This window comes from Alcaligenes sp. NLF5-7 (assembly GCF_024266725.1).
GTDB lineage: Bacteria > Pseudomonadota > Gammaproteobacteria > Burkholderiales > Burkholderiaceae_B > Alcaligenes > Alcaligenes phenolicus.
In genome coordinates this window covers 2,215,050-2,229,035 of the sequence record NZ_CP100755.1, presented here as the reverse complement: position 1 = coordinate 2,229,035, position 13,986 = coordinate 2,215,050, and the positions used below count along the sequence as shown (strand labels likewise).

Annotated in this window: 15 protein-coding genes and 1 riboswitch; of the genes, 9 read left to right on the top strand and 6 right to left on the bottom strand. The window is 57.8% G+C overall.

Going from position 1 to position 13,986, the window contains the following annotated elements; genetic code table 11:
- Window positions 1-71 precede the first annotated feature (71 nt).
- Both MID00_RS10260 and gpmA read right to left on the bottom strand, forming a co-directional pair.
- Window positions 72-1,646: a murein hydrolase activator EnvC gene (locus MID00_RS10260; protein WP_254498786.1), complete on the bottom strand. Its 1,575-nt coding sequence runs from the start codon at window positions 1,644-1,646 to the stop codon at window positions 72-74.
- A 3-nt stretch (window positions 1,647-1,649) separates the two neighbouring features.
- Window positions 1,650-2,396, bottom strand: coding sequence for a 2,3-diphosphoglycerate-dependent phosphoglycerate mutase (gene gpmA, locus MID00_RS10255; protein ID WP_009458620.1), 747 nt, complete (start codon window positions 2,394-2,396; stop codon window positions 1,650-1,652).
- Window positions 2,397-2,626: 230 nt separating this feature from the next.
- Here gpmA and MID00_RS10250 point away from each other — a divergent pair, with 230 nt between their 5' ends.
- The 5 genes from MID00_RS10250 to MID00_RS10230 all read left to right on the top strand — a co-directional run bounded on the left by MID00_RS10250 (window position 2,627) and on the right by MID00_RS10230 (window position 5,843).
- Window positions 2,627-2,905 carry a rhodanese-like domain-containing protein gene (locus MID00_RS10250; protein WP_228125827.1) on the top strand — a complete coding sequence of 93 codons (279 nt, stop codon included), beginning with the start codon at window positions 2,627-2,629 and terminating at the stop codon, window positions 2,903-2,905.
- A gap of 23 nt (window positions 2,906-2,928) precedes the next feature.
- A complete protein-coding gene (gene grxC / locus MID00_RS10245) occupies window positions 2,929-3,186 on the top strand; it encodes a glutaredoxin 3 (RefSeq protein WP_009458616.1) in 258 nt (85 codons plus the stop codon).
- Between the two features lie 39 nt (window positions 3,187-3,225).
- Window positions 3,226-3,714, top strand: a complete 489-nt coding sequence (secB, locus tag MID00_RS10240; protein WP_009458614.1) for a protein-export chaperone SecB — start codon at window positions 3,226-3,228, stop codon at window positions 3,712-3,714.
- Window positions 3,715-3,716: 2 nt separating this feature from the next.
- The gene (locus tag MID00_RS10235; protein ID WP_254500298.1) at window positions 3,717-4,766 is read left to right on the top strand and encodes an NAD(P)H-dependent glycerol-3-phosphate dehydrogenase; all 1,050 of its coding nucleotides are present in this window, start codon (window positions 3,717-3,719) and stop codon (window positions 4,764-4,766) included.
- A 78-nt stretch (window positions 4,767-4,844) separates the two neighbouring features.
- Window positions 4,845-5,843, top strand: a complete 999-nt coding sequence (locus MID00_RS10230; RefSeq protein ID WP_009458612.1) for a tripartite tricarboxylate transporter substrate binding protein — start codon at window positions 4,845-4,847, stop codon at window positions 5,841-5,843.
- A gap of 152 nt (window positions 5,844-5,995) precedes the next feature.
- Here the strand turns inward: MID00_RS10230 and MID00_RS10225 are convergent, their stop codons facing one another.
- Both MID00_RS10225 and MID00_RS10220 read right to left on the bottom strand, forming a co-directional pair.
- On the bottom strand, window positions 5,996-6,466 hold the full coding sequence (locus tag MID00_RS10225) for a tRNA (cytidine(34)-2'-O)-methyltransferase (RefSeq protein ID WP_009458610.1): 471 nt from the start codon (window positions 6,464-6,466) through the stop codon (window positions 5,996-5,998).
- Between the two features lie 54 nt (window positions 6,467-6,520).
- Entirely contained in the window at window positions 6,521-7,270 is a 750-nt protein-coding gene (locus MID00_RS10220) for a ComF family protein (protein WP_254498785.1), read from the bottom strand.
- A gap of 81 nt (window positions 7,271-7,351) precedes the next feature.
- On the opposite strand from MID00_RS10220, the gene MID00_RS10215 reads away from it, so the two are divergent.
- On the top strand, window positions 7,352-8,266 hold the full coding sequence (locus MID00_RS10215; RefSeq protein WP_254498784.1) for a methyltransferase domain-containing protein: 915 nt from the start codon (window positions 7,352-7,354) through the stop codon (window positions 8,264-8,266).
- Between the two features lie 7 nt (window positions 8,267-8,273).
- Here the strand turns inward: MID00_RS10215 and MID00_RS10210 are convergent, their stop codons facing one another.
- On the bottom strand, window positions 8,274-10,295 hold the full coding sequence (locus MID00_RS10210) for a TonB-dependent receptor (protein ID WP_250756179.1): 2,022 nt from the start codon (window positions 10,293-10,295) through the stop codon (window positions 8,274-8,276).
- Between the two features lie 83 nt (window positions 10,296-10,378).
- Between MID00_RS10210 and MID00_RS10205 the strand changes: the two genes are divergently transcribed.
- From MID00_RS10205 to MID00_RS10195, 3 genes are all read left to right on the top strand, one after another.
- The gene (locus tag MID00_RS10205) at window positions 10,379-11,059 is read left to right on the top strand and encodes a response regulator transcription factor (RefSeq protein WP_250756180.1); all 681 of its coding nucleotides are present in this window, start codon (window positions 10,379-10,381) and stop codon (window positions 11,057-11,059) included.
- A complete protein-coding gene (locus MID00_RS10200; protein ID WP_250756181.1) occupies window positions 11,056-12,396 on the top strand; it encodes a HAMP domain-containing sensor histidine kinase in 1,341 nt (446 codons plus the stop codon). Before MID00_RS10205 ends, MID00_RS10200 begins: the two co-directional genes overlap by 4 nt.
- Window positions 12,397-12,429: 33 nt before the next feature.
- Window positions 12,430-12,572: riboswitch (FMN riboswitch) on the top strand.
- 97 nt (window positions 12,573-12,669) lie between these two features.
- Window positions 12,670-13,164 carry a 6,7-dimethyl-8-ribityllumazine synthase gene (locus MID00_RS10195; RefSeq protein WP_009458595.1) on the top strand — a complete coding sequence of 165 codons (495 nt, stop codon included), beginning with the start codon at window positions 12,670-12,672 and terminating at the stop codon, window positions 13,162-13,164.
- Window positions 13,165-13,276: 112 nt separating this feature from the next.
- Here the strand turns inward: MID00_RS10195 and MID00_RS10190 are convergent, their stop codons facing one another.
- Window positions 13,277-13,972, bottom strand: coding sequence for a response regulator (locus MID00_RS10190; protein WP_009458594.1), 696 nt, complete (start codon window positions 13,970-13,972; stop codon window positions 13,277-13,279).
- Window positions 13,973-13,986: the final 14 nt, after the last annotated feature.

Here is a 13,986-nt window from a genome sequence, read left to right as displayed (position 1 = left end):
GTGAACTAGGCTGGAGTCGCTACCCCGCGCAACAAATGCGAGCAAACGTAAGCACCGCAGGCAAAAGTGGCTTAGGAACCTAACCAGACCTGCGGATTGATTGGCTTGCCTTGATGGCGCAACTCAAAGTACAGGCCGGGTTCCACCTGGCCCCCGGTGGCTCCCACCCGCGCAACCGCATCCCCACGCCCAACAATATCGCCTACTTGCTTGAGGGTGCTCTGGTTATAGGCATAGACACTCAAGTAGTCGCGGCCATGATCAATAATCAGCAAATTGCCAAAACCGGTCATCCAGCTGGCAAAAACCACTCGGCCTGGAGCTACCGCGCGAACCGTGGTGCCGGCCTGTGCTCGCAACACAATACCGCGCCAAATGCCGCCATCAGGACGTTCAGCCCCGAACTTGCCTTGCATTTCGCCGCGTACCGGATAAGGCAAGCCACGTTTCAGACCCTGGAAACCACCTTCTGGTTCCCAGGCGGGAGCAGATGCCTGCTCAACGGGCTCCTCAACGACCTGAACCTCGCGCACTTTGGGAGTGGCCGGTTTGCTGATCGGCTCGCTAGGCTCGGACGACGCTTCCAGGCTGTCTGACAAGAGACGCTCGTTCGCGGTCGGCGGCGTGTAGGTAAGCGGTGGACGCGGAATCATGGGTTCCGGATCTGGCTTCTGTGGCGCAGCAGGTTCCGGCTTGCTAGGAGGCAAGGCAGCAGGCAAAGGCGGTTGCGTGGCACGAGCCCGCTCCAGCAACTCCCGCTCGCGCTCCAGACGTGCCTGTTCACGGACGGCCTGCTCTTGTTTGGCTTTACGCTGCAACTCTTGCTGACGAGCCAGCTCGGCTTTACGCGCTTCCTCTGCCCGGCGCGCTGCTTCCCGTCGGCGTTGTTCTTCAGCGCGACGGGCCAGCTCGGCCTGTCGGGCAATTTCAGTTTCCAGGCCGGAGATCAAATCTCCCAGCCGTTTGTCATTACTTTGCAGGTTGGCAGCCTGACCGCGCTGGCGTTCCAGCTCGGCGCTGATGTCAGCCACCACCTTGGCTCGTTTTTCTTTTTGTTCTTCCAGAGCTTCCTTCTGAGCCGCGGCCTCCTTGGCTAGTTGCTCCTGCTCTTTCTCACGCGCGGCAACCTGGGTCTGCAAACGATCCAGACGCTCTACGGTACGACGTACCTTATGAACCTGCTCGGTCTGCTGACGCGAGACATAGCCCAGGTAATGCAATTCGCGGTTAATGGCGTTGGGATCATCACCCGACAAGAGGGCAGACCAGGGCGACACACCATTGGCGTATTGCGCTCGTAATTGCTCGGCCAGCTCCTGCTGACGTTGCTCTTTAATCACTTGCTGTTCGCTGATCTGTTTGCCCAGCGTACCTAGCTGCTGGTGCAATTGTTCCTGCCGCTGCTCAATCTGAGCCAGCGTGCGATCGATATCGGAAATAGCCTGCTCGGATTCGCGCAAGGCATTGGCAGCGTCACGACGCGAGCTTTCGCTAGTGTCGATGGTTTTGCGCAGCGATTCGATCTTCTGGCGCAGCTCTGCCTGCTGCTTTTGAGCCTGGGCCTGGCGGGCGGCCAAGTCCGGATCAGCAGCCAGGGCCGGTAAGGTCCAGGCTGCCAGCAACAGGCAAACGCTGTAGCGCCACATTATTTACTGCGCCTTGCCCTGATTGGCCACGGCTTGCATCTGAGCCGCAATCGCTTCCTGGTCGCCCAGGTAGTAATGACGGATAGGACGCAGGTTTTCGTCCAGCTCGTACACCAAAGGCTGGCCGGTAGGAATATTCAGGTGAACGATGTCCTCGTCAGAGATGCCGTCCAGGTGCTTGATCAGCGCGCGCAAGCTGTTGCCGTGAGCCGTCACCAGAACGCGACGGCCGGAGCGGATTGCAGGAGCAATAGACTCGTCCCAGAAAGGAACCACGCGGGCTACGGTGTCTTGCAAGCACTCAGTGCGAGGCAGCTGATCAGCTGGCACACGCGCGTAGCGAGCATCAAAACGCGGATTGCGTGGATCGTCTTCAGCGACGGGCTCGGGAGCGATTGCGTAGGCACGACGCCAGACCAGGACTTGATCCTCACCGTACTTTTGTGCGGTTTCGGCTTTATTTAAGCCCTGTAAAGCACCATAATGGCGTTCGTTCAGGCGCCAGCTCAAACCTATGGGGGTGTGCATGGCGTCCATCGAATCCAGGGCGATCCACAAGGTACGGATAGCGCGCTTGAGGACCGACGCGAAAGCCAGGTCGAACTCAAAACCGTTTTCTTTAAGCAGATCACCGGCCTGCTTTGCCTGTTGACGCCCGGTTTCGGTAAGATCGACATCGGTCCAGCCAGTAAACCGGTTCTCCAGGTTCCACTGGCTTTCGCCGTGCCGCATCAGTACAAGTTTATACATGGTAAAAACAGCCTCGAGGTTGAAAAATTGGCGCCACTCTATAATCGTGTGATCTTGCCCTTTTTTCTTGCTTTTCTTGGTAATCAACAGGATTTAACGTGGACTTCATCTTAAGTCAGAACAATCTTCTAATTTTAGCAATTGCGGTGCTTGCCGGCATTATGCTGTTAATACCCAGCTTTTTCAAAGGCCGTGCGGGACGCGCAGTTTCAAGCTCGGAAGCGGTACAGATGGTAAACCAGAAAGACGCTATTTTGATTGATCTGCGCAGCGCCGATCAGTTCAAGGCCGGGGCAATTGCACAATCTCGCAACATTCCTGCTGCCGACCTTGACGCCAAGGCCAGCACACTGCCCAAAGACAAGCCTGTCATTCTGGTGTGCGATACCGGTCGCAGCGCTCCGCGCAGCGTGGCCGTCCTGCGCAAGCACGGCATCAACGAAGCCTACACATTGCAAGGCGGTATTCAAGGCTGGCTGCAGTCCAGTCTGCCCGTCAAAAAATCGTAAGCTCCCCCTTCTACGAGGCTCTCATGGCAAAAGTCACGATGTACTCCACAATGGTGTGCCCTTATTGTGTGCGCGCTGAAATGCTGCTCAAGCAACGCGGCGTAACTGAAATCAATAAAATCATGATTGATCGCGAACCCGAACAGCGCGCTCTCATGATGGAGCGCACCGGTCGGCGTACCGTTCCCCAAATCTACATTGGCGACACCCATGTAGGTGGCTACGATGATCTGGCCGCTTTGGACCGCGAAGGTGGCCTGCTGCCTCTGCTGGCTGCCTGATTTTTTTTCTAACAATTTTTTTATCCCATAGGATCACCCATGGCCGACCAGAACACCCCAGCCGCTGACCAAGAAGCTCAACAACCCAGCTTCAGCCTGCAGCGCACCTACATCAAAGACCTGTCCATCGAAATGCCCAACGCTCCCCAGATCTTTCTGGAGCAAGAGGCCCCTTCCGTGGAAGTGTCGATCAATGTGGGCGGCCAACGCCTGGCTGACACCGTCTACGAAAGCACCGTCACCGCTACTGTGACCACACGCATTGGCGACAAGGTCATGTACCTGGTGGAAGCTACCCAAGCCGGTATCTTTGAAGCTGCCAACATTCCTGAAGAGCAGCTCGAACCCCTGCTGGGCATTGTGTGCCCCACCATGCTGTACCCCTACTTGCGCGCTGCCGTGGCCGACGCCATCAACCGCACGTCCCTGCCTGCCCTGCACCTGACTGAAGTGAACTTCCAGTCCCTGTACGAGCAGCGTCTGGCCCAGCAAGCCGCCCCCGCTGACGGCCAGCCCTTGCAGGCCTGATGATGTCAAACGCGCACACTCCTGTTCGTGTTGCAGTCCTGGGCGCAGGCAGCTGGGGAACGGCCTTGGCCGCTCTGGCCAGCACCCAGGCTCCCACGATGGTATGGGCGCGCAAAGCATCAACCGCACAAGCCATCGGGCAGGATCATCGCAATCCAGCCTACCTGCCCGATGTCGTGCTGCCCGACTCGCTACAGGCCAGCGACAGCCTGCAGCAAGTCATGGAGTTTGCCCTGGCTGATGACACCGGCCCTGCCCTGCTGATTCTGGGCGTGCCTGTGCGTGGCCTGGCGCAAACCTGTGTGGATCTGGCGCAGTACCTGCCTGCCACACGCCGCCATCCCGTCCTGCTGGTCTGGACCTGTAAAGGCTTCCATCAGGAAAGCGGCTTGTTACCCCACCAGATTGTGCGTGAAAGCCTGCCCGACCATCCCTGGTTAGGCCGTGCCGTGCTCTCTGGTCCCTCGTTCGCCCTGGAAGTGGCTAAAGGCCTGCCTGTTGCGCTGACACTGGCCTGCGAACCTGCTGATATGGCCGGCATTGCCCTGGAGGCTTTGCATAGCAAGCAAGCGCGCCTGTACACCAGCACCGACATGATCGGCGTGGAAGTGGGCGGCGCTGTCAAAAACATCATGGCCATTGCCTGTGGCATTGCCGACGCTCTGGGCCTGGGCCATAACGCCCGTGCCGCCCTGATTACCCGAGGCCTGGCTGAAATGCAGCGCCTGGGTGTTGCGCTGGGTGGTCAATCCGAAACCTTCTACGGCCTGGCGGGCCTGGGGGATCTGGTCCTGACGGCTACGGGCGAATTGTCCCGCAATCGCCAAGTAGGCCTGGCGCTGGGTGCTGGTGAAAGCCTGGACAGCATCCTGGCCACCGGCATTACCGCTGAAGGTGTACGCTGTGCCCGTTCGGTTCTGGAAATGGGCCGAGCACACCAGATTGAATTACCGATTACCGCCGCGGTCTGCCAAATCCTGTTTGAACAACTGGCCCCGCGCGAAGCTGTCCACGCCTTGCTTACCCGCGAGGCAAAGCAGGAAGGCCACTAATACCTTCGTCTGCCCGATCTGGCACTTCACCCGCGCTGCCAGAACTGCAGTCAACCGTCTCTTACTCAGAATAAAACAATGTCATTGCTTGCTCGTTCTCGTGATCTTCTGATCCGCTCCGTCCTGGGGCTGGCCTGCACTGGTTTGCTGGCTCAATCGGCTCTGGCCCAATCCAGCTGGCCAGAGCGCCCGATTCAAATGGTCGTGCCGTTCCCGGCAGGCTCCTCGCCTGACGCCCTGGCCCGTGCCATTTCCGAGCCCCTGTCCCAAGCTTTGGGCCAGACTATCATTGTTGATAACCGCCCCGGTGCTGGTGGCAATATCGGCACCCGCTTCGTAGCGCATGCCAAACCCGACGGCTACACCCTGCTGCTGACCATCAATGGTCCCATGGTGACCGCCCCCACCCTGTACAAGACCTCGCTGGGCTATGACCCGCTGAAAGACTTGCAGGCCATCTCCATGATTGGCACCAGCCCCAACGTGCTGGTCGTGCCGGCCAACTCGCCCGCCAACACGGTAGAAGAGTTCATTGCCCTGGCGAAATCTCGTCCTGGCGAATTGAACTACGGCTCAGTTGGCCCCGGCAGCTCAGCCCACCTGGCCATGGCCATGCTGGAACATGCGGTTGATATCAAACTGGAACAAATCCCCTACTCGGGCTTTCCACAAATCCTGACCGCCATTATTGGTGGCGACATTGACGCCGCCTTCATGGTGCCCGGCATTGCCATGCCCCAGGTTGAAGCGGGCAAGGTGAAAGCTCTGGCCGTAACCTCCCTGCAGCCCAGCGAATTGCTGCCCGGTCTGGACACCATGGCACAGGCCGGTCTGGAAAACTTCGAGGCGATTTCCTGGGACGCCTTCTTTGTGCCCCACAATACCTCGGACGATGTGGTCAAACGCCTGAACCAGGAAATCACCACCATCCTGCAACGCGACGACATCAAGGCCAAGCTCAACGCCTTTTACTTCTCGTCCGAGCCTTCCACCCCGCAGGAGATGACGGACAAGATCATTGCCGACAAGGCTCGTTGGGATGAAGTGATTGAACGCCTGAATCTGTCGCTGGAGTAAGGACAAGATCGAAAAAAAAACGGCCCTGCAAATCTTGAATTTGCAGGGCCGTTTTCTTTGCAGCCATTACCCAAAAAAATAAATACGCGCCGTTCAATGACAAATGTGGCGTCGCCCAGGACTACACCCTTTCGGCCTGTCTCTGCACAAGCTTAAACACCACCTTCGTAACCCGCTTGCCGCCAGGCATCAAAAACACAAATCGCCACGGCATTGGACAGGTTCAAGCTGCGTTGCCCCGCCAACATGGGCAGACGAATCCGCTGCTCATTGGGAAACAAGGCCAGTTGTTCTGCAGACAAGCCTGCGGTTTCGCGGCCAAATACAAATACATCACCCGGCTGAAAGCCTTGCTCAGCCAGCAAATGGCTGCCACGTGTAGTCAGGGCAAACGCGCGATCAGGCGCGGAGCCAGTGGCCTGGAGGGCTTCTTCCAGACTGTCGTGCACCTTCACCTGCGCCCACTCGTGATAATCCAGCCCGGCACGACGCAGCTTGCTGTCTTCAAGCTCAAAGCCCAGGGGCCGCACCAAGTGCAAGACACAGCCTGTATTGGCCGCCAGTCGAATGACGTTACCCGTGTTGGGGGGGATCTCGGGCGAAACCAGGACGATATGAAACATGAAAAACCTAAAAAGTGCAGAAAAAGCCGCGAACAAGCGAGGAAGTATACAGGGCTAGGATGCCTTCAATTTCCAGGGAGCTCGTGCAGCGACCAAGGCATAAACAGACTGTGCACCCTCCAAACGGCAGGCCCGGGCCAAGGCGTCCAAAGTGGCCCCTGTGGTCAGCACATCATCGACCAACAGCACATCACACCCTTGTAGCGACTCCCGTAGGTTAAAAGCACCCCGCATGGCCTGCCTGCGAGCCTGACGCCCCAAGTTCTTCTGTGCCTGCTCATGCCGTGCTTGCGCCACGACGATATGCAAACGAGCTGACAATCCCAATGAATGCGCCACGCGCCTGGCCAGTACCGCTGCCGGATTGAAGCCCCGCCGGTGCAAGGCTTTACGCTGCGAAGGCACTGGAATGACCCGGCAAGCGGCGTTCAGCACAGGCCCATGCCTACGCCATTGCTGCACCATCAGTTCCGCCAACACCGCTGCCATTTCCAGCCGACGGGAAATTTTAAACGCATGTATCAACATATCGCCAGGATGTTCATAATCGAATCCGGCAACCGTCGCTTGCAGGGACAATTGCCCTACTCCGCAATCCGGGCAGGCCAGTAAAGCCAAGGGCGGCAAGGCCAAAGCACAACGAGGGCAGCGCAAATCCTGGGCGGGTGTTGCCAGCGCGTGTCGGCAAAAGCGGCACAGTGCGCCACTTTGCGAACGCAATCCGCACAGCACACAAGGCCGTGCCAACAGTGGAATCCCTACAAGACGGTGGGTCGGCTCGCGCCGAAACAGGGGATGCGCCATAATAGATCATTACCTTTCAGAGCCAGGCTGATTCGATCACAGCACATGCCACTGATCCAGGCCAGCAACGCCCGCGCAACTATGTCCCAGTTACCTTCTTTACCAATCAACTCCGCCCACGTCGAGCAGCAATTCAATCGCCGCGCTCCCCTGGATCACGCTCAGTTTCTTTATGGTGAAGTCGCGCAACGGATGTTGTCCCGGCTGGCTTTGGTGCGCTTGCAACCCACTCATATTCTGGATGCCGGCTGTGGTGCCAGCCACGCGCTGGAGCCTTTGCGTTCCCGCTACCCGGATATGAACTACACCGGTCTGGATCGCAGCGCCAAGCTGTTGGAGGTTGCCCGCGAGCGCTACCAATCCAAACCCAGCCTGTGGCAAAAACTGCGCAACCAACCTACCCCTGCTGCCAACTGGGTTCAGGCCGATATGGCCAACAGCGGCCTGCCCGCAGAAAGCCAGGAGCTGGTCTGGTCGAACATGGCACTGCACTGGCACCCGGAACCGCATCGAGTCCTGGCTGAATGGAACCGCCTGCTGAAACCCGAGACGCTGGTCATGTTCTCCTGCCTGGGTCCCGGCTCTTTTGCCGAGCTGCGCAGTGCCATGGGGCAAGCGGATCTGGGCACCCAAACGCTGGAATTCGTGGACATGCACGACTTTGGCGATCTGTTGCTGGAAAACGGTTTTGCTGATCCCGTGATGGATCAGGAGGTCGTGACGCTAACCTACCGCAGCGCTGAAAAACTGCTGGATGATTTGCGTCTACTGGGCGGCAATCCGCACCCACAACGCAAGGCCAGCCTGAGCACCCTGCCCTGGCGTCAACGCCTGCTCAATGCGCTGGAGAAACAGCGCCATATGGACGGCACCTTGCATCTGAGCCTGGAAATTGCGTACGGGCACGCCTGGCGCGCTCGTAGCCGTCGCAGCACCCAGGGCGAGGTCAGCGTGCCGATCTCCACAATCAGCCGCCGCCCCAAACCCCAGGAATAAACCGCGTTTAGAAGCGGTATTCGGCCTGCAACCAGAAGCGGCGGCCATCTTCCGCATAGGAATAGGCTCCGCTGGTACCCGAGTCACGACGACGATCGGTCAGGTTATAGACGGCCGCGCTCAAGCTCAGATCTTTTCTGGCACGCCAGCTAGCTCCCAGATCCACCGTAGCAATCGTCCCCATGCTTTCGCTGACAGCACCGCCCTGTCCCCAGGAAATATTGGTTTCCCGACCACGCACGTTCAAGGTCGAGAAGGCTGACACGGCTTCATTCGGCGTCCAGTCCACGGTCAGGCTGCCCATATTGCGTGGGGTCGCCACCAAGGGCTGTCCTTCAAACTGCGGGTAGCCAAAGCCCAGGATAGTGGCGCTGCCATTACGCACCTTGGAGTCCTTAAAGGTATAGCTGCCGCGCACTTTCCATTGCTCGTTAAAGCGATAGGCCAAGCCCAGTTCCAGACCCTGAACCCGTGCTTCAGTGATATTGAAGTAGGTGCTATACATGCTGTTGGTATACGGGTCCGGTGGCACAGGACGGCCATCGGGGTAGTACAGCTGACGCGAGCCGGTATTGGCGATCTTGTTTTTGTAGCGGGTGTGGAACAAAGTAGCGTTGGCGCTCAACGGTCCGCCATCGTCAAAGTACAAGCCCAGTTCTACGTTGGTGCTGACCTCAGGTTCCAGATCCGGATTGCCCCAGGTATAAGCACCGCCACGCTGCGGCAAACCGATTTGCGGATTGCTTTGCATGATGGTCGGAGACTTGAAACCCTTGGCGATCCCGCCTTTCAGCGTCCAGGCATCCGTCGCACTCCAGACACCGTACAAACGGGGAGTCCAGTGACGGCCATAGAACTCGTTGTCGTCCATGCGCACGCCGCCGGTCAGGGCGAAGGATGGGCTCAAGCTCCATTCATCTTCCAGGAACAGGGAGTATTCACGCACGGAAGTATCCACACCTGCGCCATTCGGATTGGCGTAGTAGCCATCGGCCTTCAACTCGCTTTTGCGCCACTGAAAACCACCCACCAGCATGTGATCGGCCAAAGGCAAAGTGAGCTTGCCATCAATCACGGTATTGCGAAGATCAGGGCGGGCGCTTTGAGTGGGGCCATCGCGATAGGCTTGTTCACGGTTCAGGCTTAGCTCCGTATCAAAGCGGCTCCAACGCCCCGTATGGGCCAGCGTATAGCTGTCGCGCACGTACTCGTTTTCATTGGCCTTGCCCGTCAAAGCCAATGACTTGCCGGGGGTGGTCCAGAAATGCTGGGTCGTGCGGCCAGCTTCAAACATGAACTCATGATTGTTATTGGGGGTTGCCCACAAACGCACCGTACCGTTTTGACGTTTGGCACGCGCAAAGCCATTCAACACCTGATCTTCCTGACGTTGCTTGTGGTAGCCCCAGAACTGCAAGCCCAAGCGCCCCGGCACGATGGGGCCAGACAAGTACAAATCAGCCGAGCCGCTATTTCCAGCCGAACCACTGTCCTGCAAGGTATAGCCACCGGTCAAGGAGCCGTGCCATTTGTCGGCCACTTTGCGCGTCACAATATTGATGACTCCGCCCAAAGCCTCAGAGCCGTACAAGGTCGACATGGGGCCACGCACCACTTCGATACGCTCAATGGCTTCCAGCGGGGGAATCCAGTTCATGTCCAGAGCCTCAGACACCCCACCCTTCATAGTGATCTGACGCATGTCCTGGCGACGACCATCAATCAAGACCAGCACATGCTCGGACTCCATGCCGCGAATCGAGATAGCCCCTTTGTCGCCACCTAAAATGCTGACGCCCGGCACCTGACGCACGGCATCGGCCAAAGACTCGAAGCGTTTCCCCTCCAGCTCCTCGCGCGGAATCACGGTGATAGAGGCTGGTGCGCTCACCACTTCCTGAGCGAATCCCGAGGCGGTCACCGAGATTGCACTTAACTGCTCAACTTCATTGCGTTCCTGAGCCCAGGCGGACATGCACGCCAGGGATAAGGCGGCCAAGGGCCAACGCAAGCCCGTTCTCATTTTCATCAGACTTCTTCCATTATTTATAATACGAACCAAACTCATTTCTATTTGCTACTATCATGAGCCCGGTTTCTGACCGTAGTCTGATGAAAACTATTCTGATTATTGAAGACCACCGGCCTTTGTTGAGCCTGTTGGCAAGCCATCTGCAAGGGCAGGGATATGCAATTCGCACCGCTACGACGGGGCGGATTGGTCTTGCCCTGCTGCAAGAACATAGCTTTGATGCCCTGATTCTGGATCTGGGATTGCCCGATATGGACGGCATGGAAGTTCTGGCGCAGCTGCATCGCCCAGATCGCAGCCAGCGCCTGCCCTGCCTGATCTTGAGTGCGCGCGATGCCGTCCACAATCGCATTCAAGGGCTGCGTGGCGGTGCGGACGACTATCTGCTCAAACCCTTTGATCTGCTTGAGCTGGAGGCCCGCCTTAGCGCAATCCTGCGGCGGGCTGCGCCCCATCGTTACCAGCAACTGGTGATCACGAATCTACGATTCGAGCCTGAAGTGCGACAAGCCTGGGTCAATGACCAAGCCTTGATGTTGCCACGGCGGGAAAGCCTGCTCTTGCTGGAGCTGATGCAGGCCAGCCCCCGTTTGCTGGTCAAGGATTATTTGCTGGAGCAGCTCTATCAAAACCAGACCGACATCAGTCTGAATGCCATCGAAGCGTTGATCTCCAAACTACGCCGCAAGCTGCGCGAGCAAAATGCCCTGGTTTGCATCGACACGGTGCGCGGTGTGGGCTACCGCTTGCGCGCTCTGTGAGCAGGCGCGCCTTCAGTCTGCGCGGGCGATTACTGATCAGCCTTTTGCTGATGCTGGCCTTGGGCTTTTGCACTTTGGCCCTGTCCTTGTTCGATACACGAGACGAGCTGCGCCGCATCAGCCTGTTTTTGCAGGCCGAAGAAATCGCCCGCGACTTTAAACCCTCGGAATCATTGGACAGCTTGCCGCGTCAGTACGCCGGTGGCGAAATGTCCTATTCGCTGTACAGCGCCGAGGGTGAGCTGCTCCAGGCCTCATCCAATCTGGCAAGTCCACGACGCCTGCGCCCTGCTCAGCCTGAAGACGAGCTGGCCTTGTTCAGACTGAAGCATCGCAGTGGCTATGTAGTTTCGGTTTCGGTCACGCTACCCAGTGGCGAAATCCTGATGGTCGCCAAACGAGACCAGCGCGAAAGAGAGCTGATCGGAGCCTTGCTGCAAACCCGCATGTGGCGCTCACTGCTTTTGTGGCTGCCAGTGTGTGCGGTGGGTCTGTTGTTGATCACCTGGCTGATCCATTGGACCTTGCGCCCGGTACGACAAGCGGCAAATCTGGCTGCGACGCTGGGTCCCGCACAACCCGAGCTGCGCTTGCCGGTCACTGAACTGCCCAAAGAAATTCGCCCCTTGGCACAGGCCGTCAATCAAAGTCTGGACCGCCTGATGCAGGCCTATCACCATGAACAACAACTGGTCGCAGATGCCGCGCACCAACTGCGCACCCCATTAGCTGTGATGTCCTTGCGTCTGCAAACGGCTGAACACCATAGCGAGCAGGACTGGGATTTGCTGCGCGAGGATATTACCCACTTGCAGCGTCTGGTCAGCCAATGGCTCAGCCTGGCCCGCAAGCAGGAGCAGGCTACGGAGCTAACAGACCACACAGCCTTGGCACCGTTGTGCCGCCGTGTGATGGGAGACTTATGGCCGCTTTTCGAGCAGACCAATCGGGAGATCCAATTTCACGATGATAGTTCGCTCGATACTGTTCAAGCCTGCGAGGCCGATCTGTCCGAAGCCATTGTCAACGCACTGGACAATGCCCTGACGCATGGCAAAGGCACGGTCAGCTTGCATTTACATAACCCACAGCCAGACCAATGCGCGATCGATATCAGCGATCAAGGTGCAGCCTTGGACGCGCAAACAGCTCATCTGGCCTTTGAGCGTTTTCACAAGCAAGACAGCGCCAGCAAAGGAGCGGGCCTGGGGCTGACGATTGTGCGCCAGATTATGCTGCGCCACAGTGGCCAGGCCCTGTTCCTGCCCGGCGCACCCTGCACTCTGAGGCTCTTGCTGCCACTAGCGGCTCCCGCCTCTGACAAAAAAACGGTTTAGCGGTAAACTCGTCCGGTTGGCCTCCCCGGCCAACTACGTTCTCAGGGCGGGGTGCAAGTCCCCACCGGCGGTAATGGCACTAGCCTAGCCCGCGAGCGCCTGACCTGTGGTCAGGGACAGCAGACCCGGTGTGATTCCGGGGCCGACGGTATAGTCCGGATAAAGAGAGAACGGGATACCCTCATAACCTGTACAGGAGTCATCCTGCTATGGGCTTGAGCTATCCTGCTTCCTGCATGCCCTGTTTTTGTTGTCATAAAACAGGAAATCAACATGAACAGTATTACCTCAGCCAATCTTCTGGCTCCCCGTATCGCCTTTATTCAAGCTTGCTGGCACAAGGACATTGTGGATCAGGCCCGACTGGGTTTTATCGACGAAGTCAAAGCTCTGGGCCACGACAGCAGCCTGATCGACTTCTTTGAAGTGGGCGGCGCCTTTGAAATCCCACTGCATGCTCAACGTCTGGCCCAATCGGGTCAATATGCCGCTGTTGTGGCTGCCGGTCTGGTGGTTGATGGCGGTATTTATCGCCACGACTTTGTGGCTACCGCAGTGATTCAAGGCTTGATGCAAGTCCAGCTCAGCACCAACGTGCCGGTGTTTTCAGTCGTGCTGACTCCTCACCATTTCCATGATGGCAAAGAGCACCACGATTACTTCCACCGTCACTTTGTGATCAAGGGCCAGGAAGCGGCCCGTACATGCCTGGATACCGTGAGCAAATTGCAGGCACTGCCTGTTGCGGCAACCGTCGCCGCTCTTTAAACGACTAGGCGGCCTGAAAAGGCCGCCATACTCTCGACTCCTGGAGCGGCTTTTACCCGCAGCTACAGGGCTAGCCGGAACTTTACCGGCCATGCATTTGGTAACTACTGTATCAAGACTGGTTACGCTTGCGCGACGAGTCTATACCCAGCTGTTTAAGCTTGCGGTACAAGTGGGTGCGTTCCAGACCAGTACGCTCCGACACACGCGTCATGCTGTGATTTTCGCGGCGCAGATGATATTCAAAATAAATGCGCTCGAACTCGTCACGCGCTTCGCGCAAAGGCAGATCCAAAGAAATGCTGCCCAGCTGGGACTCATCCTGCTCGACTTCAGGGACGGCCATGGCAGGTGCCATACCGGGAGCCATGGTGGCGGTTTCAGGGCGGCGATCACCACCTTGAACCACCGGGCGGGCAGCGGCTGACAGCGCCTTGGGTGCAACAGTACGCTCCAGACCTGAAGCAACAGTCTTGAGCAGGCGCTGCATGGTAATGGGTTTTTCCAGGAAGTCCACCGCACCAATACGGGTTGCTTCCACCGCGGTATCCACCGTGGCGTGACCACTCATCATGACCACTGGCATATCCAGCAAACCTTGAGAAGCCCACTCCTTGAGCAGGCTGACACCGTCAGTGTCTGGCATCCAGATATCCAGCAAGACCAGATCGGGGCGGCCCCGCAAGCGTGCCTCGCGAGCCTGGGCGGCATTCTCTGCCAATTGCACGGTGTGCCCTTCGTCGTAAAGAATTTCCGACAAAAGTTCCCGAATGCCGATTTCGTCATCAACTACCAGAATTCTGGCCATAAAACGTCACCTAC